Below are 20,729 nucleotides of genomic sequence, written 5' to 3'. Positions count from 1 at the left end.
CGATGGGGGACGAGATGCGGAAGGCACCGTTCGGCTCGTGGCCGTCGCCGGTCGACGCGGCGGTGGCCGCCGCGCACGACGGCCGGCCGGACTGGGTGGGGATCCTCGGCGACGAGATCTGGTGGACCGAACCCCGCCCGGGCGAGGGCGGCCGCCGGGCCCTGGTGCGGCGCCGCGCCGACGGGACGGAGGAGACGCCGCTGCCCGCGCCGTGGAACGTGCGCAGCCGCGTCATGGAGTACGGCGGCCGGCCCTGGTGCGGGGCGGTCCGCGACGGTGGGCCGCTCGTGGTCTTCGCGCACTTCGCCGACCAGCGGCTGTACCGGTACGAGCCCGGCGGCGAGCCGCGCCCGCTCACCCCGGTGTCCCCGGTCGGCGGCGGCCTGCGCTGGGCGGACGCCCGGATCGACCTGGCGCGCGGCGAAGTGTGGTGCGTCCTGGAGGAGTTCACCGGGGAGGGTCCCGGCGACGTGCGGCGCGTCCTCGCCGCCGTACCGCTGGACGGCTCGGCCGCCGAGGACCGCGGCGCCGTCCGCGAACTCAATGACGACCGGCACCGGTTCGTCACCGGCCCCCGGCTGTCGCCCGACGGCCGCCGCGCGGCCTGGCTCGCCTGGGACCATCCGCTGATGCCCTGGGACGGCACGGAACTGCTGGTGGCCGACGTCGGGGACGACGGCACGCTGAGCGGCGCGCACACGGTCGCCGGCGGCCCCGAGGAGTCCGTCGCGCAGGTGGAGTGGTCCGCGGACGGCAGGCTGCTCTACGCGAGCGACCGCAGCGGCTGGTGGAACCTCTACCGGGACGGCAGCCCGCTGTGCCCCCGTGAGGAGGAGTTCGGCGGGCCCCTGTGGCAGATCGGCTTCCGCTGGTTCGCGCCGCTCGACAACGGACTGATCGCGGTCGTCCACGGCAAGGGGGCGACCGTGCTCGGGATACTAGACCCGGAGTCCGGCGAGGTCGTCGACGCCGCCGGGCCGTGGACGGAGTTCACCGGCAGCCTGTCCGCCCACGGGCAGCAGGTCGTCGCGGTCGGCGCCAGCCCGCGCACCGCGCACGAGGTGGTCGAGCTGGACACCGCCACCGGCCGGGCCCGCGCGATCGGCGCCCGGCACGAGGACCCCGTCGACGCGGCGTACTACCCCGAGCCGCAGATCCGTGTCTTCACCGGCCCGGACGGCCGCGAGGTGCACGCCCACGTCTACCCGCCGCACCACCCCGGACGCGCCGCGCCCGACGGCGAGCTGCCGCCCTACGTCATCTGGGCGCACGGCGGCCCCACCAGCCGGGTGCCGCTCGTGCTGGACCTGGAGATCGCCTACTTCACCTCGCGGGGCATCGGGGTCGCCGAGGTGAACTACGGCGGCTCCACCGGGTACGGGCGTGCCTACCGCGAGCGGCTGCGCGAGCAGTGGGGCGTGGTCGACGTCGAGGACTGCGCGGCCGTCGCCCGCGCCCTCGCCGACGAGGGCACCGCCGACCCCGCCCGGCTGGCGATCCGGGGCGGCAGCGCCGGCGGCTGGACCACCGCCGCCTCGCTGACCACCACCGACGTGTACGCCTGCGGCACCGTCATCTACCCGGTCCTGGACCTGGCGACCTGGGGCCCGGGGGAGACCCACGACTTCGAGTCCCGCTACCTGGACTCGCTGGTCGGCCCGATCGACGAGGTGCCGGCCCGCTACGCCGAGCGTTCGCCGACCGCGCACGCCGACCGGCTCACCGCGCCCTTCCTGCTGCTCCAGGGCCTGGACGACGTCATCTGCCCGCCCGCCCAGTGCGAACGCTTCCTCGCCAGGATCGAGGGCCGGGGCGTGCCGCACGCCTACCTCACCTTCGAGGGGGAGGGTCACGGCTTCCGGCGGGCCGACACCGTGATCCGCGCCCTGGAGGCCGAACTGTCCCTGTACGCCCAGGTGTTCGAGCTGGACGTGCCCGACGTCCCGAGACTGGAGCTGCGCACGTGAACCCGCTCACCCGCCCGGAGCGGCTGGCCCCGGGGGCCCGGGTGGCCGTCGTCGCCCCCAGCGGGCCGGTGCCCGAGGAACGGCTCCAGGCCGGGATCGACGTGCTGCGCGGCTGGGACCTCGACCCGGTCGTGGCACCCCATGTGCTCGGCCGACACCACGAGTTCGGCTATCTGGCGGGCGACGACGCCGACCGTGCGGCCGACCTCCAGAACGCCTGGTGCGACCCCTCCGTCGCCGCGGTGCTGTGCGCCCGCGGCGGCTACGGGGCACAGCGCATGGTGGACCTCCTCGACTGGGAGGCGATGCGGGCGGCGGGCCCGAAGGTCTTCGTCGGCTTCAGCGACATCACCGTGCTGCACGAGGCGTTCGCCACGCGCCTGGGGCTCGCCACGCTGCACGGGCCGATGGCGGCGGGGATCGACTTCGTCAAGAACGCCCGCGCCCAGGAGCACCTGCGGGCCACGCTCTTCGCCCCGGAGACGGTCCGCACCATCGTCTCCGGCGGCACGGCCCTCGTGCCCGGACGGGCGCGCGGGGTGACCCTCGGCGGCTGTCTGAGCCTGCTGGCCGCCGAGTGCGGCACCCCGCACGCCCGCCCGTCCGCCGACGGCGGCCTGGCCTGCCTGGAGGACGTGGGCGAGGAGACGTACCGGCTGGACCGCTACCTGACCCAGCTGCTGCGGGCGGGCTGGTTCGAGGGGGTGCGCGGGGTGCTGCTCGGCTCGTGGGAGAGCTGCCCGGACTACGCCGAGGTGCGGCCGCTGCTCGCCGACCGCCTCGGCGGCCTCGGCGTGCCCGTCGTGGAGGCGTTCGGGTTCGGGCACTGCGAGGGCGCGCTGACCGTCCCGTTCGGAGCCGCCGCGCAACTCGACGCGGACGAGGCGACCTTGACCCTGGACGAGCCCGCGCTGCGCTGACCGGCCGCCGCCCGCCGCGGCCGGTCCGCGGGCCACGTCGCGGCTTTTCCCGCGGACGCCGGGGCCCTGACGCGTAGGCTGGCCGGATGCCGCACACCGCTTCCCGCTACCTCGCCGAGGGCCCCCGCACGGGCATCCGTCACTTCGCCCTGGAGGACGGTCCCGAGTTCACCGCACGTGCCCGCGAGAGCAAGGACCTGCACCGGCCGTGGCTGTTCCCGCCGGACGGCGACGAGGCCTACACCGCCTACGCCGGCCGGCTGATCGACGACGCGACCAAGGCCGGTTTCCTGGTGTGCGAGAAGGACAGCGGGGACATCGCCGGATTCATCAACATCAACAACATCGTCCGGGGCGGCTTCCAGTGCGGCGCCCTCGGCTACGGCGCGTTCGCGCACGCCGCCGGGCGCGGCCTGATGCGCGAGGGCCTGGAGCTGGTGATCGGTTACGCGTTCGGCCCGCTGGGCCTGCACCGGCTGGAGATCAACGCGCAGCCCGAGAACACCGCCTCCGTCGCGCTGGCCCGGGGCGCCGGCTTCCGGCTGGAGGGCTTCTCGCCGGACATGATCTACATCGACGGAGCCTGGCGGGACCACGAACGCTGGGCCCTCACCACCGAGATGCGCTCCACCGGCTGACAGCCTGACCGGCTGCCCGGTTCACCGCCGGCCTCCCCGCCCGGCGGACCGCCTGGCCGCCTGCCCCGCGCACCGGCTGCCCGGCGGAGCGCCTGCCCGGCGAACCACGTGCCCGGCTGACCGTCTCCCCGGCGGCCCGCCTGCCCGGCGGCGGGGCGGTGCCTTTGCGCAATCCTGACCGGCAGGTCCCCTGGCCGAGCGACCGCAGGCCGGGTTCCATGGTGATCGTGACGAGGATCCGACGTGAGGTACTGACCCTGCCCGCCGCGCGGTTGGGCCCGGACAACCCCCTGCCCCCGCTGCGCCCGCTCGACGAGGTCCACCGCATCGACGACCGCGACCGGGACGGCATGCCCCGGGACATGGTCCGCCAGCTGGGCCTGGAGCCGCTGCACAGCCTGCTGCCGGTCCGCGTCCGCGACGGCTACGACAGAACCCGCGAAACCCGGTCGCTCGACGCCCTGGTGATCGAGAACGACCGGCTGCGCGCCACCGTGCTGCCCGGCCTCGGCGGCCGTGTCGCCTCCCTGGTCCACCTGCCCACCGGACGCGAACTCCTCTACCGCAACCCGGTGTTCCAGCCCGCCAACTTCGCCCTCAACGGCGCCTGGTACTCCGGCGGCATCGAATGGAACATCGGCGCCACCGGCCACACCACCCTCTCCTGCGCCCCGCTGCACGCCGCCCGCGTCCCCGCGCCGGACGGCGGCGAGATGCTGCGCCTGTGGGAGTGGGAGCGGCTGCGCGACCTCCCCTTCCAGGTCGACCTGTGGCTGCCGGAGGGCTCCGACTTCCTCCACGTCGGCGTCCGCATCCGCAACCCGCACGAGCGGCCCGTACCCACCTACTGGTGGTCCAACATCGCCGTGCCCGAGGAGGTCCGGGTGCTGGCCCCCGCCGAGGAGGCCTGGCACTTCGGATACGAGCGCCGGCTGCGCCGGGTGCCCGTCCCGTCGTACGACGGCATCGACCGCACCCACCCGCTCAACAGCCCCTACGCGGCCGACTACTTCTACGAGGTCCCCGACGGGCGCCGCCGCTGGATCGCCGCGCTGGACGCGGACGGGCACGGGCTGGTGCAGACCTCCACCGACGCACTGCGCGGCCGCAAGCTCTTCGTGTGGGGCAGCGGGCCCGGTGGACGCCGCTGGCAGGACTGGCTGACCGAGCCCGGCACCGGCGGCTACTGCGAGATCCAGGCCGGCCTCGCCCGCACCCAGCTGGAGCACGTCCGGCTGGAGGCGGAGAGCGAGGTGAGCTGGCTGGAGGCGTACGGACCGCTCGACGCGTCGCCCGAGGGGGAGTGGGCCGACGCCGTCCGGGGCGCCGGGGAACGGCTGGCGGCGGTGCTGCCCCGCGCCCAGGTCGAGGAGGCGTACGAGGCATGGCGGCCCTGCGCCGACACCGAGCCCGGTGAGATCCTGGCCACCGGCTCGGGCTGGGGCGCGCTCGAAGTGCTCAGGGCCGGCTGGAAGCCGGCGGGCACACCGTTCGCCGAGGCCACCCTCGGCGAGGCCCAGGAGCCCTGGCGGGAGCTGCTGCGCACCGGTTCCCTGCCCGAGCCGCGCCGGGTACGGCCGCCCGGCGAGACCCTGGTCGCCCCGCACTGGCGGGACATGCTGGAGACCGCGCCCGCGACCCCGCACACCGAGTACCACCTCGGCGTCGCCCAGTGGCACGCCGGCGACCGTGCCCAGGCCGTGCGCAGCTGGGAGCGGGCCCTGCCGCTGGCGCCCTCGCTCTGGCCGCTGCTGCGCTGCCTCGCCGTCGACGACCAGGAGGCCGGCCACCACGAGCGCGCCGCCGAGCGGTACGCGGACGCGTTCGACGACCTGTGCCGCGAACGGCGCGACGACGGCGAGGCCTGGACCGCCGCCGTGGCCGCGCTCGGCCGCGAGACCATCGAGGCGCTGCTCCGGGCGGGCCGGACCGCGGACGCCCGGTCCGTGTGGGAACGGCTGCTCCCGGCCGTCCGCCGGCGTGGCCGGTTCCGGCTCCTGGAGGCCGAGTTGCTGCTCGCCGAGGGCCGGCGCGCCAAGGCACGGGCCGTCTTCGACGAGGGCTTCGAGGTCGCCGACCTCAGGGAGGGCGCCGACGCGATCGGCCGGCTGTGGGCCCGGCTCACCGACGAGCCCCTGCCCGCCGCCCACGACTTCCGGATGCGGCCCGACGCGCCCTGACGGGTCAGCCCCGCTGGTCCACGTACTCGAAGATCGAACCGTCCGGATGCCGTGCGATCAGATTGCGGCCCACCGGCGTCGGAACCGGCCCCGCGACGATCTGGGCGCCGAGTTCCGTCAGCAGCCGGCGGGCCTCCTCGACGTCCTTCACGGCGATGGTCGCAGCCACCTTGCGCAGGATCTCCAGCTCTTCCTCCGGCCCGCTCATCAGCAGGAACGAACCCACCGCGGCCACCTGCACCCCGCCGCGCCCGAAACGCAGCGCCGTGCCGCCCGCCAGACGTTCGTAGAAGGGGATCGCGGTTTCGAGGTCGTCGACGCAGATGCGCAGGGAAGCGCCCAGAATCTCCATGCGCACGAGCCTAGTTGGCGGGGCGGCGGCCGCGCAGGACCCGGACGTTACCCGTCCGGTCCTCCGGGTATCCGCAGTACATGGACCGTTTGGATCACCTGGAACATCTGGACAAGCACCTTGTCGACGAGCTGGCACAGGTGGCACGCGAGACGGTACGCGAGGAACTGCGCGAGCAGACCCGCAAGCAACGCCGCACCGCCATGCTCTATGCCGCCTCCGGTGCCACCGCCCTGTACGCGGGCGCCGGGGTGGCCCTGGCCGTGGGCCTCGCCCTGGCCATAGGCCTGCCCGGTTGGGCGGCCGCGCTGATCACCGCGGCGATCATGGGCGTGGTGGCCTACTTCCTGCGCGGCGCCGCCCATTCGGGCCACGGGCCGCACGAGGCGCACGAGCCGCACGCCCCGCACCGCGTGGTCGGCGGCACCCCGCCGGGCGCTCCGCCGAGCGGCCTCGGCATGCCCTACCCGCCGATGCCCAAGACCCCGCCCGAGCCGCCCGTCGACCCCGAACCGGACGCACCGCACCACCGCTCCTGAGCCGTGGCCCACAGGTACCCGGCACCGCTTCCGAAGCGGTGCCGGGTACCTGCCGTACCTGCCCGGCGTCAGCTCTGGTCGAGCTGCGGCAGCACCTTCGTCCGGTAGAAGTCGAAGAACCCCCGCTGGTCCGGCCCGATCTGGTTGACGTAGACCCGGTCGAAGCCGGCGTCGGCATAGGCGCGCAGCGCCGAGACGTGCTGCTCGACGTCGTCCCCGCACACCACCTTCTCCCGGACCATGTCCTCGGTCACCAGCTCGCGCAGCTGCTCGAAGTGGCGGGGTGAGGGCAGTACCTGCCCCATCTCGCCGGGCAGCAGCTCGTTGTACCAGAGCCGGTGCACCGTGCGGACGCACTCCTCGCGGTCGGCGCCGTAGCAGACCTTGGTGCCGCCGCTGACCGGCTTGGCCCCGCCCCCGCCCTTGCGGAACTGGGTGACCATCTCCTCCTCGGGCATCATCGTGATGTAGCCGTCGCCGACCCGCGCGGCCAGCGAGACGGACTTGGGGCCGAAGCCCGAGATGTCGATCGGGACCGGCTCGTCCGGGACGGTGTAGAGGCGGGCGTTCTCCACGGTGTAGTGCGTGCCCTGGTGGTTGACCTCCTCGCCGGTGAACAGCCGGCGCATGACCTGCACCGCCTCCTCCAGCATCTCCAGACGCACGTGCAGCGGCGGCCAGCGGTCGCCGAGGACGTGCTCGTTCAGCGCCTCCCCGGTGCCGATGCCGAGCCGGAACCGGCCGCCGGTCAGCACCGCGCTCGTCGCCGCGGCGTGCGCCGTCACCGCCGGGTGCATTCGCACGGTCGGGCAGGTCACGGCCGTCTCGATGGGCAGCGACACCGCCTCCGACAACGCGCCGATCACCGACCACACGAACGGGCTCTGCCCCTGCTCGTCGTTCCAGGGGTGGAAGTGGTCGGAGATCCACAGTGCCCGGAAGCCGGCCTGCTCGGCCATCCGGGCCTGCTCGACGAGGTCGGCGGGGCCGTGCTCCTCGCTCGCCAGGAAATAGCCGTACTCGGGCATGGCGGGTACCTCCGCGTGGGGGAAGCCGGTGTGTGGTCCGGTCCGCGGCCGGGTAACCGGGGGCTCCGGCGCGAAACGCGGGGCGGACACGGTGCGAGACGCGGCGCGGACACGGCGTTGACACGGCGCGACCGTCCGGGGCGGGCGGCGTTCGGGTGCTCCGGCCCGCGTACGGGTGACCCGCCCGGCGTTTGCGTGCCCCGGCCCCGGATACGCGGAAAGCCTCGGACGAGCCACACCGCCGGAGGCGCACCGTGAGCCGACCTCGCGTGGTGATCGTCGGCGCCGGTTTCGCCGGGTACCGGGCTGCCCGCACCCTGGCCCGGCTGACCCGGAACCGGGCCGACATCACTCTGCTGAACCCGACCGACTACTTCCTCTACCTGCCGCTGCTGCCCCAGGTCGCCGCCGGTGTCCTGGACGCCCGCAGGGTCACCGTCTCACTGCCCGGCACCCTGCACGGGGTGCGGCTGGTGCTCGGCGAGGCGGACGGAGTCGACCTCGACGCGCACACCGTCCACTTCACCGGCCCCGAGGGCGGCACCGGAACCCTCGGCTACGAGCGGCTGGTGCTGGCCGTCGGCAGCGTCAACAAGCTGCTGCCCGTCCCGGGGGTCGCCGAGCACGCGCACGGGTTCCGCGGGCTGCCCGAGGCCCTGTACCTGCGCGACCACGTGACCCGGCAGATGGAGCTGGCCGCCGCGGGCTGCGACCCTCGGGCCTGCGCCGCCCGGTGCACCTTCGTCGTGGTCGGCGCCGGGTACACCGGTACCGAGGTGGCCGCGCACATGCAGCTGCTCACCGACCGGGTGGCCCGCCGCAATCCGCTGCCGGCCGGGGTGCGGCCGCGCTGGATCCTGCTGGACGTGGCGCCGCGCGTGCTCCCGGAGATGGACCGGCGGCTGTCCCGGACGGCCGACCGGGTGCTGCGGACGCGCGGGGTCGACGTGCGGACGGGGACGTCGGTGAAGGAGGCCACCCACGACGGGGTGCTGCTGAGCGACGGCGAGTCCGTCGCCTCCCGGACCCTGGTCTGGTGCGTCGGCGTGCGGCCCGATCCGCTGGTGGAGGCGCTGGGGCAGCCCCTGGAGCGCGGCCGGCTCATCGTCGACCCGTTTCTGCAGGTGCCCGGCCGGCCCGACGTGTTCGCCTGCGGGGACGCGGCCGCCGTACCGGACCTGGAGCAGCCGGGGCAGTTCACGCCGATGACGGCGCAGCACGCCTGGCGGCAGGGCCGGGTCGCGGGGGAGAACGTGGCCGCCTCGCTCGGTCTCGGCCGGCGCCGGCGCCCCTACCGCCATCGCGACCTGGGCTTCGCCGTCGACCTCGGCGGTGTCCAGGCCGCCGCCAACCCGTTCGGCGTCCCGTTGTCCGGCCCGGCGGCCGGCGCGGTCACCCGCGGCTACCACCTGGCCGCGCTGCCCGGAAACCGGGTCCGGGTGGCCGCCGACTGGCTGCTGGACGCCCTGCTGCCGTGCCAGAGCGTCCAGTTGGGCCTGGTGCGGGCCTGGTCGGTGCCGTTGGAGTCGGCATCGCCCGAGCTGGCCCGGGTACCGGGCGGACCGGGCGAGGCGAACGCAGGTGAGCACGGCGGGCCCGGCGGGAGCCATCCCGCGCCCGGCCCCGTCCGGCGCACCGACCCGCCCGACCCCGCGTCCGCCTGACCCCGCCCCCGACCTCTTCCACTTCTCCCACGACTCTGCGCAAGGAGACTCATGGACACCGCCGAACTCGCCGAACTGGGCCAGCAGTTGCGTGTCGACAGCGTACGGGCCGCCGCCGCGGCGGGATCCGGGCATCCGACGTCCTCGATGTCCGCGGCCGACCTGATGGCCGTCCTGCTCGCCAACCATCTGCGCTACGACTTCGAGCGCCCCGAACACCCGGCCAACGACCGCTTCGTGCTGTCGAAGGGCCACGCCTCGCCCCTGCTGTACTCGGTCTACAAGGCGGCCGGCGCCGTCGAGGACGGCGAGCTGATGACCTTCCGCAAGCTCGGCAGCCGCCTCGAAGGACACCCGACGCCCCGGCGGCTGGCCTGGGTGGAGACGGCCACCGGCTCGCTCGGTCAGGGACTGCCGGTCGGGGTCGGCATCGCCCTCGCCGGGAAGCGGCTGGACCGCGTCGGCTACCGGGTGTGGGTGCTGTGCGGCGACAGCGAGCTGGCGGAGGGGTCGGTGTGGGAGGCCGCCGAGCACGCCGGGTACGAGAACCTGGACAACCTGACCGCGATCGTCGACGTCAACCGGCTCGGGCAGCGCGGCCCCACCCGGCACGGCCACGACCTGGACGCCTACGCCCGCCGCTTCCAGGCATTCGGCTGGCACACCATCGAGATCGACGGCCACGACGTCGACAAGATCGACCGGGCCTATGGCGAGGCCCTGTCCACCACCGGGCAGCCCACCGTGATCCTCGCCCGCACCCTCAAGGGCAAGGGCGTCGCCTCCGTCGAGGACCGCGAGGGCCTGCACGGCAAGCCGCTGCCCGAGGCGGAGGAGGCCATCGAGGAACTCGGCGGGCCCCGCAGTGTGCGCGTGCGGGTCAGCGAGCCGCCGGCCGCCGCCGCGCTGCGCTCCGTCACCACCGAGGTGCTCCAGCTGCCCGCCTTCGACCGGGGCGAGGAGGTCGCCACCCGGGACGCCTTCGGCAAGGCCCTCGCCGCGCTCGGCACCGCCCGCGGCGACATCGTCGCCCTGGACGGCGAGGTCGGCGACTCCACGCGGACCGAGGAGTTCGCCAAGGCGCACCCCGACCGCTACTTCGAGTGCTACATCGCGGAGCAGCAGCTGGTGGCCGCCTCCGTCGGCATGGCCACGCGCGGCTGGGTGCCGTACGCCGCGACCTTCGCCGCCTTCCTCTCCAGGGCCTACGACTTCGTGCGCATGGCCTCCATCAGCGGCTCCGGGATCAACCTGGTCGGCTCGCACGCGGGCGTCTCCATCGGCCAGGACGGGCCCTCCCAGATGGGCCTGGAGGACCTCGCGATGTTCCGGGCGGTCTACGGCTCGACGGTCCTCTACCCGTGCGACGCCAACCAGACCGCCCGGCTGGTCGCCGCCATGGCCGGCCGCGACGGCATCCGCTACCTGCGCACCTCGCGCGGCAAGACCCCGGTGATCTACGGCGCGGATGAGCAGTTCGAGGTGGGCGGCAGCAAGACGCTGCGGTCGAGCGAGGAGGACCGGCTGACCGTCGTCGCGGCCGGGGTCACCGTGCACGAGGCGCTGGCGGCGGCCGACCGGCTCGCCGAGGACGGCATCGCGGTCCGGGTGATCGACCTGTACTCCGTGAAGCCCGTCGACGCGGACACCCTGCGCCGGGCCGCCGAGGAGACCGGCTGCCTGCTCACCGTCGAGGACCACCACCCGGAGGGCGGTCTCGGGGACGCCGTGGCGGAGTCGTTCGCCGACGGTGGGCCGGTGCCCCGGCTGGTCCGGCTCGGGGTGCGCACGATGCCCGGCTCGGCCGCGCCCGACGAGCAGCTGCACGCGGCCGGCATCGACGCCGCGGGCATCGCGGCGGCGGCCAGGCTGCTGGTGGAGGAGGCGGTCGTGCGATGAGCGAGGGCGACGCCCGCGCCATACGGGCGGGGCGGCGCACGGTGGAGATCCAGCGGCCGGGGAAGGTCCTCTTCCCCGGCGGCGGGGGCGCCGGTGAGTACACCAAGTACGACCTCGTCGACTACTACCGGTGCGTGGCCCCTCACATGCTGCCACACCTGCGGGGCCGTCCCCTGATGCTGGAACGCCACCCGGACGGCATCGACGGGCAGCGGTTCATGCAGAAGAACACCCCCGCGCACTACCCGGACTGGATCACCCGCGCCGAGGTCGCCAAGGAGGACGGCACGGTGACGCACGTCGTGTGCGACGACACCGCCACCCTGCTCTACCTCGCCGACCAGGCCTCGGTCACGCTGCACCGGTGGCTCTCGCGCACCGACCGCGCCGGCGGCCTCGACCACCCCGACCGCCTGGTCTTCGACCTCGACCCTCCCGGCCGGGACTTCGCCCCGGTCCGTGAGACGGCGGCGTGGCTGCGCGAGCTGCTCGACGAACTCGGCCTGCCCGCCGCGCCGATGACCACCGGCTCGCGCGGACTGCACCTCGTCGTCCCGCTGGACGGCCGCCAGGACTTCGACGCGGTACGGCAGTTCGCCCATGACGTCGCCGAACTCGCCGAGGCGCGGCACCCGGAGCGGCTCACCACCGCCGTCCGCAAGGACGAACGCGGCAACCGGCTCTACCTCGACGTGCAGCGCAACGCCTACGCGCAGACCGCCGTCGCCCCCTATGCCGTCCGCGCCCTGCCGGGCGCGCCCGTCGCGGTGCCCCTAGCCTGGGAACAGGTGGACGACCCCGGCCTCGACGCCCGCCGCTGGACCATGGCCGACGCCGTGGAGCAGGCGCGCACCGACCCCTGGGCCGCTCTGCCGAGTCGTGGCCGCTCCCTCGGGACCGCACGTAGTCGCCTCGCCGCATTGGGTGACCGGCTTACGTGACCTCGTGACCAGGCAGTCTGGTCCCGCGGTGGCACCCGGTGGCTCTCGGAGGTTTGGCCAAGGATGTGGCGGCCACACGCAGGGAGAGGTGGCCATGTCGAACGCAAAAGACACAGCGAATTCACAGAGTTCACATGAGTCACATGACTCTCAGGACTCTCACAAGAAGACAGAGCACGCGGCGGACGACCACCGTCCGACCCCCATGGAGGTGCTGCGCCAGGCGCGCGCCCAGCTCGCCGAACTCACCGGACTCACACCGGAGTCGGTGTCCTCGTTCGAGCAGACGGAGGCCGGGTGGTCGCTGGAGGTCGAGGTCCTCGAACTGGTGAGGGTGCCCGACACGATGAGCCTGATGGCGACCTACCAGGTCGAACTCGATCCGGACGGGCAGCTGACCGGCTACCGGCGCGTCCGCCGCTACGAACGCGGGAGGGCCGACGCCCGAGGCGGCCGTTAGGCCGACGCCGACGCGTGACAGCCCTGAAAGCGTTCACCGACAACGTACGAGGAGGAATTGCCGGCATGACTGTTGTTCCGGCTCAGCAGACCGGAGGCGGAGGCGGCAGCAGCGGCCTCTACGACGTACTCGAGCTGGTGCTCGACCGGGGGCTCGTCATCGACGCCTTCGTGCGCGTCTCCCTGGTCGGCATCGAGATCCTGAAGATCGACGTCCGGGTCGTCGTGGCCAGCGTCGACACGTACCTGCGCTTCGCCGAGGCGTGCAACCGCCTCGACCTGGAGTCCGGCCCGCACAAGAGCCCGGGGCTCCCCGACCTGGTCGGCGAGGTCACCGAGTCCGGCGCCCGCGGCAAGTCCAAGGGTGCTCTGACCGGCGCGGCGCAGACCGTTTCCGACGCGTTCAAGCAGGCCCGTGAGGAGGGCGAGCCCGAGCCGCGGCGCGCCCGCAAGAGCACGGCCCGCAGGAAGGAGGAGCAGGAGTGAGCACCTACGTCTACGGGATCACCGCCCGGTCGCACCCGGCTCTCCCCGAGGGCATGACCGGCGTCGGCGAGCCGGCCCAGTCCGTCCGGGTCCTCACGGCGGGGGAGCTGACCGCCGTGGTCAGTGACGCCCCCGACGACCTGCGCCCCAAGCGCCGGGACCTGCTCGCGCACCAGAACGTGCTCGCCGAGACCGGGGCCGCGGGCTGCGTGCTGCCCATGCGGTTCGGCAACGTGGCTCCGGACGACGACACCGTCGCCCAGGTCCTCGACGAGCGTGCGGACCACTACCTGGAGCGGCTCAGGGCCCTGGACGGCAAGGTCGAGTACAACGTCAAGGCCACCCATGTCGAGGAGGCCGTCCTGCACCTGGTCATGGCCGAGAACGCGGACGCCCGCAGCCTGGCTGAGGCGAACCGCCGTTCCGGAGGCGGAAGTTACGACGACAAGATCCGGCTCGGCGAGATGGTCGCGGCCGCAGTCAAGGCGAAGGAGGCGGGGGACGCCGACGAGGTGCGGCGCCTGCTGACGCCGACCGCCGCCGCGGTCAGCATCGGTGCCGAGTCCACCGGCTGGCTGCTGAACGTGTCGTTCCTGGTCCCCCGGGACACGGCCGAGGAATTCCTGGCCGCGGTCGAGCACGTCCGCGAGAGCCATCCCCACCTCGAACTGCGGGTCAACGGCCCCCTCCCGCCGTACAGCTTCGTCGAGCCCGGCCCGGCCGAGCCCGCGAGCAGCACGGCCGGTGCGGACGCCGGCGCGCAGTAGCACTCCAGGCCCGAGCGGAAGGAGAACACCGTGGGACTGATCGGCGAAGTGCTGATGCTGCCGTTCGCACCCGTGCGGGGCAGTGCGTGGGCGATCAGGCAGGTGCTCCGGGAGGCGGAACGGATCTACTACGACCCCGCCACCGTTCGGGCCGAACTCGCCCGCCTCGAAGAACAGCTGGAAGCGGGCGAGATCACCGAGGAGGAGTTCGACCGGCGCGAGGACGAGCTGCTCGACCGGCTGGAGATCGCGCTGCGCTCCGGCGAAACCACAGGCAACGGGACGGGATGATGAACCGAACGGCACTGGGCCTCGCCATAGGGGCCGGATACCTCCTGGGACGCACCAGGAAAATGAAGATGGCGCTCGCCGTCGGCTCCATGGTGGCGGGCAAGAAGCTGAATCTCGGCCCCGGGGCGCTCGCCGATCTGGCGCGGCAGCAGTTGCGCGACAACCCCCAGTTCAAGGAGATCGGGGACCAGCTGCGCCAGGAACTGCGAGGCGTCGGCAAGGCCGCCACCGGGGCCATGGTCGAGCGGCAGATCGGCGCGCTCGCCGACCGGCTCCACGACCGCACCGCACAGGTGCGCGGGGAGGTCACCGGCGCCCTGCCGTCCGACGGGTCCGAGGAGGAGCCGGACGAGGACGACACGGAGGCGCGGGACGAGGACGACACGGGGGCGCGCGACGAGGAGGACTCCGGGGCGCGCGAGGACGCGGACGACGAGGACCGCGCATCCCGCCAGGAGGGGTCGGGCCGGAGCACGGCCAGGAAGGCGGCCAAGAAGGCACCGTCGAAGAAGGCTGCGGCGGACGGCAAGGCCGAGAAGAAGACGGCTCCCGCGAAGAAGACGGCGGCCAAGAGGACCGGTGCGGCACGCAAGTCGGCCGCGCAGCGGACGTCCGGTGCCCGCGGAGCGGCGTCCAGCAAGTCGAAGGGCGGCGATGACCGATGACCGACACACTCGGATCGGCCACCTCCGCGGCCGGCAAGGGCACGGGCGCGGCGAAGGAGAACCCGCTCACCAGCCTCGCCCACAGCGAGGCCGCCGACCGGCTGAAGGAGGAGGCGCAGGAGTACCTGTCCGCACAGGCCCAGAAGCTGCTCACCGGCCTCGGCCGCAAGCTCGGCGAGACCACCAACAAGCTGAACGACATCGCCGAGGGAAACAGTCCCGGCTTCGCAAAGCTGGCGCTGGACGGCGGACGCAAGCTCGCCGAGGGCAAGGGGCCGCTGCGCTCCGCGCTGGAACTCGGCGCCTCCCGGGCGAAGGACAACGTGATGGGCGCGCTCAAGAACCTCGGGGGCGGCAAGAAGAAGGGCGGAGGCGGCAACAAGCCCACCGTCATCATGGAGTTCATCGACGTCGGCGTGCCGGTGCGCACCGCCTACGACCAGTGGACCCAGTACCAGGACTTCTCCCACTTCGCGAAGGGCGTCAAGAGCGCCAGCCGCGCGAGCGACACCGACTCCGACTGGCAGGCCAAGATCTTCCTGTCCAGCCGCAGCTGGAAGGCGCACACCACCGAACAGATAGCGGACTACCGCATCCAGTGGACGTCGGAGGGGGCGAAGGGCAGCGTCAAGGGTGTCGTCACCTTCCACCCGCTGGCGGAGAACCTCACCCGGGTGCTGCTCGTCATGGAGTACTACCCGAGCGGCTTCTTCGAGAAGACGGGCAACATCTGGCGCGCCCAGGGCCGCCGGGCCAGGCTCGACCTGAAGCACTTCGCCCGCTTCATCTCCATGAAGGGCGAGGCGGAGGACGGCTGGCGCGGTGAGATCCGCGACGGCGAGGTGGTCAAGAGCCACGAGGACGCGGTCGCCGAGGAGGAGCGGGAGTCCCAGGAGTCCGAGGACTCCGAGGACACCGGCGAGCCCGAGGGGTCCGCCGCCGAGGACGAGTCCGAGGAGCCCGAGGAGTACGAGGACGAGGACGAGGCCGCCGACGAGGAGGAAGAGGACGAGGAGGAGCCCGAGGAGTACGAGGACGAGGACGAGGGCTCGTACCGGGACGAGGACGAGCCTGACGAGGAGTACGAGGAAGAGCAAGAGGAAGAGGAAGAGGAGCCCGAGTACGCGGAGCGCGGGAGCCGTCGATGACGACGCCCAGCCGGTTCCCCGAGCCGTACGGCCAAAGCTCGGGGGCCAACCTCGCCGACATCCTTGAACGTGTTCTCGACAAGGGTGTGGTCATCGCGGGCGACATCCGGATCAACCTGCTCGACATCGAACTGCTCACCGTCAAGCTGCGGCTCATCGTCGCTTCGGTGGACAAGGCCAAGGAAATGGGGATCGACTGGTGGGAGACCGACCCGGCCCTCTCGTCCCGGGCCCGCCGGGACGAGCTGGCCAGGGAGAACGCCGAGCTGAGAGAACGGCTGGCCCGGCTGGAGGAGCTGGAACCGGGCCACGTACCGAAGGAGGCGCCATGACCGGGCTGCGCTACGTCTACGCCGTCTGCCGCCCCTTCGGAACGCCCCTGCAGGCCCAGCTGACGGGCATCGGGGGCGCTCCGCCCGCGTTGCTGCATCACCACGAGCTGATCGCCGTCGTCAGCACGGTTTCGGAGGCGGACTTCCGCGAGGACGCACTGAAGGCCCATCTGGAGGACCTGGACTGGCTGGCCGCGACGGCGCGGGCCCACCAAGGCGTGATCGACGCGCTGACCACGGTCACCACCCCGCTGCCGCTGCGGCTCGCGACGGTCTTCAGGGACGACAGCGGGGTGCGCACGATGATGGAGGCGCGCGAGGACGACTTCCGGCGCGTGCTGGACCGGCTGGAAGGCCGCGTGGAATGGGGCGTGAAGGTGTACGCGGAGGCCTCGCCGGCCCGGCCCGCCGTCCCCGCAGAGAAGGCCGCCAGCGGCCGGGACTATCTGCGCCGGCGCCGTGCGGACACCTGGGCGCACGAGGAGAGCCTGCAGGCCACCGAGGCGTTCGCGCAGTCCCTGCACGAGCGGCTGTGCGAGCAGGCGGAGGACTGCCGGCTGCACGCCCCGCAGAACTCCGCGCTCTCGGGCGCGACCGGGCGGAACGTGCTCAACGCGGCCTATCTGGTGTCGCGGGCGCGTTCCGAGGAGTTCGTGGAACTGGTGGACCGGACCAAGGACGAGGCACCCGGGATCCGGGTGGAACTCACCGGCCCCTGGGCCGCCTATTCGTTCACCGGAGAGGAAACGGGGGCGGAGCGGTGACCGTCGTCGAACGCCGGGAGATCGCGCTGGTCGACCTCCTGGACCGGCTGCTGGCCGGCGGAGTCGTGATCACGGGGGACGTCACGCTGCGCATCGCGGACGTCGATCTCGTCCGCATCGACCTGAACGCGCTGATCAGCTCGGTGAACGAGTCGGTCCCCTCACCCTTCGAGGAGCCCCGATGAGTGCGCGCAAGCGGCTCGACCTCGAACCCGACACGGTCGAGCGCGACCTGGTGAAACTCGTGCTGACGGTGGTGGAGCTGCTGCGTCAGCTGATGGAGCGGCAGGCCGTGCGGCGCTTCGACACCGGGGACCTGACGGAGGAGCAGGAGGAGCGGATCGGCCTCACCCTGATGCTCCTGGAGGACCGGATGGCCGAGCTGCGCGACCGCTACGGCCTGCGGCCCGAGGACCTGAACCTGGACCTCGGACCGCTCGGACCGCTGCTTCCCCGCGACTGACGGGCACCGCCGGGGCGAGCCGCCAGAGGCAGGCTCAGGCCTCCTTGCGGCACAGGATCTCCCCGTGCAGCACGGCGAACCAGCCGTCCTCCCGCCGGCCCCAGTCCCGCCAGGCCTCGGAGACCGCCCGCAGCTGATCGGCGGTCGCGTGACCCCCCTGCACAGCCCGTTCGGCGTAGGCCGAGGCGAGGGTGCGGTCCGCCCACAGGCCACTCCACCAGGCCCGCTCCTCGGGCGAGGCGAAGGTCCAGTTGCCGGAGGTGGCGGTGACGTCGGTGAGCCCGGCGGCCAGCGCCCAGGCCTTCAGCCGGCGCCCGGCGTCGGGCTCGCCGCCGTTGGCGCGGGCCACCCGCTCGTACAGGTCCAGCCAGTCGTCCAGGCCGGGCAGCGCCGGGTACCAGGTCATCGCCGCGTAGTCCGCGTCGCGCACGGCGATGAACCCGCCCGGCTTCGTCACGCGCCGCATCTCGCGCAGCGCCTGCACGGGGTCGCCGACGTGCTGGAGCACCTGGTGGGCGTGGACCACGCAGAAGGTGTCGTCCGGGTAGTCCAGGGCGTGGACGTCGGCGACCGTGAAGTCGACGTTGGACAGACCGCGCCCGGCGGCCGTGGCCCGGGCCTGCTCCAGGATGCCCGGCGCGTGGTCGACGCCCGTGACGTGGCCGTCGGGGACCAGCTCCGCCAGGTCCGCGGTGATGGTGCCGGGGCCGCAGCCGATGTCCAGGATCCTCATGTGGGGCTTCAGTGAACCGAGCAGGTAGGCCGCGGAGTTGGCGGCGGTCCGCCAGGTGTGCGACCGGAGCACGGACTCGTGGTGCCCGTGCGTGTAGACGGCGGTCTCCTGGGCGTTCGGCATGGCTGTGCCCCTTCTCGTCGTACCGGCCGGACCGGGCCGGCGATACGGCTCACCGTACGCGCGCATGCCGAATGTTGAGACCGCCGTTTTACCATTCGGACTGATGGAACGTCAGTTCTCTGTCAGGAGGCACCGCGCAGCGGACGGTAGACCGTCAGGGCCTCGGGCAGCTTCTCCAGCCTCACCTCGCCCGACACCGCCGTGACCTCCCCGTCGTACGCCAGCGGGGTGCCCGGTGCCAGGCCCGTCAGCCGCAGCCGGTTCACCTGCACCGCGGCATGGGCGGGGGAGCGGGTGAGGGGGCCCGCGGCGGCCGCCGCGAGCAGGCGCAGCGCGGGCCGGCGGCTGCCGTGCACCACGCGCACGTCCAGCAGTCCGTCGGCCAGGTCGGCACGGCGGGCGGGCGCGAGCCCCATCCGGTGGTAGACGCCGTTGCCGACGAACAGCAGCCACAGCGGCCGTCGTTCACCGCCCACCACCACCTCCAGCGGATGCCGGTCCGCGCGCAGCACCCGCAGCGCGCCGAGCAGCCCGGCCGGCCAGCCGCCGATCCGGTTCGACCAGCGGTCCCGTGAGCGCACCAGCTCCGGGTAGACCCCGAGGCTCAGCGTGTTCAGGAACAGCCCCTCGGACTCGCCGGTGACGAAGCGCCCGGCGTCCACCCGGACCGCCTCGCCGTCCCGGATCGCCCGCGCCAGGTCGCGTTCGTCCTCCACGCCCAGGTCGTAGGCGAAGTGGTTCAGGGTGCCGCCCGGGAGCACCGCGAGCGGCAGGCCGTGGCGCAGCGCGAACCCGGCGGCCGCGTTCACGGTGCCGTCGCCGCCGCACACCCCGAGCACCCGCGCCCGGGCGGCCGCCTTCGCCAGCTCGTCCATGACCTCGTCGGGCGCGCACTCCACCAGCTCGGCCTTCGGCAGCGCCTCCTGCAGGGCGCGCACCCGGTCCGCGGTGCCCGAGGCCCGGTTGGCGACCACCACCAGACCCTCGCCCTCCGGCAGCGCGGGCACCTCGGCGCGCGGCCGGGGCGGCGACACGGACTGGGCGCGGGTCGGCACCAGGCGCCGTACCAGGAAGGCGGCGCCCGCGCCGAGCGCCGCCCCGGCCAGGACGTCGCTGGGGAAGTGCACCCCCGTGTACACCCGGGACATCGCCACCGAGAACGCCGCCGGCGCCACCGCCGCACCCCACGCCGGGGACTCCAGGGCCACCCCGGTCGCGAAGGCGGCCGCCGACGCGGCGTGCCCCGACGGGAAGGAGGTGGTGATCGGCTGCCGCTTCAGCTGCCGCACCAGCGGTACCGGGTCCAGCACCGGCCGCGCCCGGCGCACCGAGCGCTTGCCGAGGGTGTTGATCGTCAGGGAGGCCAGACCGAGCGAGGCCAGGCCCCGCACGGCGGCCCGGCGGCCCCGGGGCGTGCGGCTCGCGGCCATCGCGGCGGCCGTGGCGAACCACAGCACCCCGTGGTTGGCACTGCGGCTCAGCCGCGGCAGCACCCGCTCGGCGCCCGGCCAGTTCCACTTGGCGGCGCGCACGAACAGCCGCGAGTCCAGGGCGAGCAGCCGCGAGCGCAGGGCGTGCGGGGCGATCTTCGGGACGGTCAGGTCGAGGTCTGGGCTCATAGGGGTCCGGTTACCCTGAAGTGCCCCGTTCTTGTGTTCTCTCGCGTGCCGGCCGCCCGGCCGGCGTATCCAAGGAGACCGCCCGGATGCGCCTGCTCCTGGTCCGCCACGGCGAGACCCCGTCCAACGTCCGTCACCTGCTGGACACCGCCGTGCCCGGCCCCGGACTGACGCCGCTCGGTGAGGCGCAGGCCGCGGCGCTGCCCGAGGCCCTCGCCGGCGAGGACATCGAGGCCCTGTACGCCTCCACGCTGATACGCACCCAGCTCACCGCCGCCCCACTGGCCGCCGTCCGGGGCCTCGAGGTGACCGTCCGCGACGGCATCCGCGAGCTGTCCGCCGGCGACTTGGAGATGCTGCCCGGCGACGCCCCCGAGGCCCGGTGCTACATGCGCACGGCGTTCGCGTGGGCGGTGGGCGACACCGCGCTGCGCGTCCCCGGCGGGGAGAGCGGCGAGGAGGCGCTGGCCCGCTACGACGCCGTGGTCGCCGAGGCCGCCGCGAGCGGCGCCGGAACCGTCGCCATGGTCAGCCACGGCGCCGCGATCCGCATGTGGACCGCCGCCCGCGCGGACAACGTCGACGTGCGCTTCGCCGCCGCCCACCCGCTGGCCAACACCGGCACGGTGATCCTGGAGGGCTCGCCGTCGGACGGCTGGAAGGCCCTCTCCTGGGCGGGTGCCACGGTGGAACCGGCCGGCGAGCCCGGGCCGGCGGGCGAGCCGCAGGAGGTGCACGGACGCTGAGCGGG

23 protein-coding genes are annotated in these 20,729 nt (G+C 73.6%); 19 read left to right on the top strand and 4 right to left on the bottom strand.

Annotated elements, in window-relative coordinates:
• The first annotated feature begins 2 nt into the window (after positions 1-2).
• The 4 genes from ACZ7FF_RS32285 to ACZ7FF_RS32270 all read left to right on the top strand — a co-directional run bounded on the left by ACZ7FF_RS32285 (position 3) and on the right by ACZ7FF_RS32270 (position 5,705).
• Entirely contained in the window at positions 3-1,967 is a 1,965-nt protein-coding gene (locus ACZ7FF_RS32285; protein WP_470816674.1) for a prolyl oligopeptidase family serine peptidase, read from the top strand.
• Positions 1,964-2,887 carry a S66 peptidase family protein gene (locus ACZ7FF_RS32280; RefSeq protein WP_470816672.1) on the top strand — a complete coding sequence of 308 codons (924 nt, stop codon included), beginning with the start codon at positions 1,964-1,966 and terminating at the stop codon, positions 2,885-2,887. The genes ACZ7FF_RS32285 and ACZ7FF_RS32280 overlap by 4 nt, the downstream gene beginning before the upstream one ends.
• Before the next feature lie 86 nt (positions 2,888-2,973).
• A complete protein-coding gene (locus ACZ7FF_RS32275; RefSeq protein ID WP_470816671.1) occupies positions 2,974-3,525 on the top strand; it encodes a GNAT family N-acetyltransferase in 552 nt (183 codons plus the stop codon).
• 218 nt (positions 3,526-3,743) lie between these two features.
• Complete coding sequence (locus ACZ7FF_RS32270; RefSeq protein WP_470816669.1) at positions 3,744-5,705, top strand: DUF5107 domain-containing protein; 1,962 nt, start codon at positions 3,744-3,746, stop codon at positions 5,703-5,705.
• 4 nt (positions 5,706-5,709) lie between these two features.
• Here ACZ7FF_RS32270 and ACZ7FF_RS32265 read toward each other — a convergent pair whose 3' ends face one another.
• Complete coding sequence (locus ACZ7FF_RS32265) at positions 5,710-6,057, bottom strand: VOC family protein (RefSeq protein WP_470816667.1); 348 nt, start codon at positions 6,055-6,057, stop codon at positions 5,710-5,712.
• An 80-nt stretch (positions 6,058-6,137) separates the two neighbouring features.
• Here ACZ7FF_RS32265 and ACZ7FF_RS32260 point away from each other — a divergent pair, with 80 nt between their 5' ends.
• Complete coding sequence (locus ACZ7FF_RS32260; RefSeq protein ID WP_470816666.1) at positions 6,138-6,596, top strand: phage holin family protein; 459 nt, start codon at positions 6,138-6,140, stop codon at positions 6,594-6,596.
• Positions 6,597-6,664: 68 nt separating this feature from the next.
• On the opposite strand, the gene ACZ7FF_RS32255 is transcribed toward ACZ7FF_RS32260, so the two are convergent.
• Complete coding sequence (locus ACZ7FF_RS32255; protein WP_470816664.1) at positions 6,665-7,624, bottom strand: LLM class F420-dependent oxidoreductase; 960 nt, start codon at positions 7,622-7,624, stop codon at positions 6,665-6,667.
• Between the two features lie 254 nt (positions 7,625-7,878).
• On the opposite strand from ACZ7FF_RS32255, the gene ACZ7FF_RS32250 reads away from it, so the two are divergent.
• From ACZ7FF_RS32250 to ACZ7FF_RS32190, 13 genes are all read left to right on the top strand, one after another.
• Positions 7,879-9,288 (top strand): NAD(P)/FAD-dependent oxidoreductase, encoded by a 1,410-nt coding sequence (locus tag ACZ7FF_RS32250; protein WP_470816662.1) that lies wholly within the window; start codon positions 7,879-7,881, stop codon positions 9,286-9,288.
• Positions 9,289-9,339: 51 nt separating this feature from the next.
• Positions 9,340-11,187: a transketolase gene (locus ACZ7FF_RS32245; RefSeq protein WP_470816661.1), complete on the top strand. Its 1,848-nt coding sequence runs from the start codon at positions 9,340-9,342 to the stop codon at positions 11,185-11,187.
• Complete coding sequence (gene ligD / locus ACZ7FF_RS32240) at positions 11,184-12,128, top strand: non-homologous end-joining DNA ligase (RefSeq protein WP_470816659.1); 945 nt, start codon at positions 11,184-11,186, stop codon at positions 12,126-12,128. The genes ACZ7FF_RS32245 and ligD overlap by 4 nt, the downstream gene beginning before the upstream one ends.
• A gap of 94 nt (positions 12,129-12,222) precedes the next feature.
• Positions 12,223-12,588, top strand: coding sequence for a gas vesicle protein GvpO (locus ACZ7FF_RS32235; protein WP_470816657.1), 366 nt, complete (start codon positions 12,223-12,225; stop codon positions 12,586-12,588).
• A gap of 65 nt (positions 12,589-12,653) precedes the next feature.
• The gene (locus tag ACZ7FF_RS32230) at positions 12,654-13,073 is read left to right on the top strand and encodes a gas vesicle structural protein GvpA (protein WP_470816655.1); all 420 of its coding nucleotides are present in this window, start codon (positions 12,654-12,656) and stop codon (positions 13,071-13,073) included.
• On the top strand, positions 13,070-13,840 hold the full coding sequence (locus tag ACZ7FF_RS32225) for a GvpL/GvpF family gas vesicle protein (protein ID WP_470816653.1): 771 nt from the start codon (positions 13,070-13,072) through the stop codon (positions 13,838-13,840). Before ACZ7FF_RS32230 ends, ACZ7FF_RS32225 begins: the two co-directional genes overlap by 4 nt.
• A 30-nt stretch (positions 13,841-13,870) precedes the next feature.
• Positions 13,871-14,131 (top strand): gas vesicle protein GvpG, encoded by a 261-nt coding sequence (locus ACZ7FF_RS32220; RefSeq protein WP_470816651.1) that lies wholly within the window; start codon positions 13,871-13,873, stop codon positions 14,129-14,131.
• The gene (locus tag ACZ7FF_RS32215; RefSeq protein WP_470816854.1) at positions 14,131-14,796 is read left to right on the top strand and encodes a DNA primase; all 666 of its coding nucleotides are present in this window, start codon (positions 14,131-14,133) and stop codon (positions 14,794-14,796) included. Before ACZ7FF_RS32220 ends, ACZ7FF_RS32215 begins: the two co-directional genes overlap by 1 nt.
• On the top strand, positions 14,793-15,944 hold the full coding sequence (locus ACZ7FF_RS32210; RefSeq protein ID WP_470816649.1) for an SRPBCC family protein: 1,152 nt from the start codon (positions 14,793-14,795) through the stop codon (positions 15,942-15,944). The genes ACZ7FF_RS32215 and ACZ7FF_RS32210 overlap by 4 nt, the downstream gene beginning before the upstream one ends.
• Entirely contained in the window at positions 15,941-16,276 is a 336-nt protein-coding gene (locus ACZ7FF_RS32205) for a gas vesicle protein (RefSeq protein WP_470816647.1), read from the top strand. The genes ACZ7FF_RS32210 and ACZ7FF_RS32205 overlap by 4 nt, the downstream gene beginning before the upstream one ends.
• Positions 16,273-17,040 carry a GvpL/GvpF family gas vesicle protein gene (locus tag ACZ7FF_RS32200; RefSeq protein ID WP_470816645.1) on the top strand — a complete coding sequence of 256 codons (768 nt, stop codon included), beginning with the start codon at positions 16,273-16,275 and terminating at the stop codon, positions 17,038-17,040. Before ACZ7FF_RS32205 ends, ACZ7FF_RS32200 begins: the two co-directional genes overlap by 4 nt.
• Positions 17,037-17,225, top strand: coding sequence for a gas vesicle protein (locus tag ACZ7FF_RS32195; protein WP_450583092.1), 189 nt, complete (start codon positions 17,037-17,039; stop codon positions 17,223-17,225). Before ACZ7FF_RS32200 ends, ACZ7FF_RS32195 begins: the two co-directional genes overlap by 4 nt.
• Positions 17,222-17,503, top strand: coding sequence for a gas vesicle protein K (locus tag ACZ7FF_RS32190; protein WP_397938672.1), 282 nt, complete (start codon positions 17,222-17,224; stop codon positions 17,501-17,503). The genes ACZ7FF_RS32195 and ACZ7FF_RS32190 overlap by 4 nt, the downstream gene beginning before the upstream one ends.
• Positions 17,504-17,537: 34 nt before the next feature.
• Here ACZ7FF_RS32190 and ACZ7FF_RS32185 read toward each other — a convergent pair whose 3' ends face one another.
• Together ACZ7FF_RS32185 and ACZ7FF_RS32180 are read right to left on the bottom strand one after the other, a co-directional pair.
• Positions 17,538-18,359: a class I SAM-dependent methyltransferase gene (locus tag ACZ7FF_RS32185; protein ID WP_470816642.1), complete on the bottom strand. Its 822-nt coding sequence runs from the start codon at positions 18,357-18,359 to the stop codon at positions 17,538-17,540.
• Positions 18,360-18,481: 122 nt separating this feature from the next.
• A complete protein-coding gene (locus ACZ7FF_RS32180) occupies positions 18,482-19,978 on the bottom strand; it encodes a phosphatase PAP2 family protein (RefSeq protein WP_470816640.1) in 1,497 nt (498 codons plus the stop codon).
• Between the two features lie 86 nt (positions 19,979-20,064).
• On the opposite strand from ACZ7FF_RS32180, the gene ACZ7FF_RS32175 reads away from it, so the two are divergent.
• Positions 20,065-20,724: a histidine phosphatase family protein gene (locus ACZ7FF_RS32175; RefSeq protein ID WP_470816638.1), complete on the top strand. Its 660-nt coding sequence runs from the start codon at positions 20,065-20,067 to the stop codon at positions 20,722-20,724.
• Positions 20,725-20,729: the final 5 nt, after the last annotated feature.

The sequence above is a fragment of the Streptomyces sp. NPDC037126 genome (genome assembly GCF_055605965.1).
Note: the sequence above shows the minus strand (reverse complement) of the source record. Positions and strands in the feature narration are given on the sequence as shown.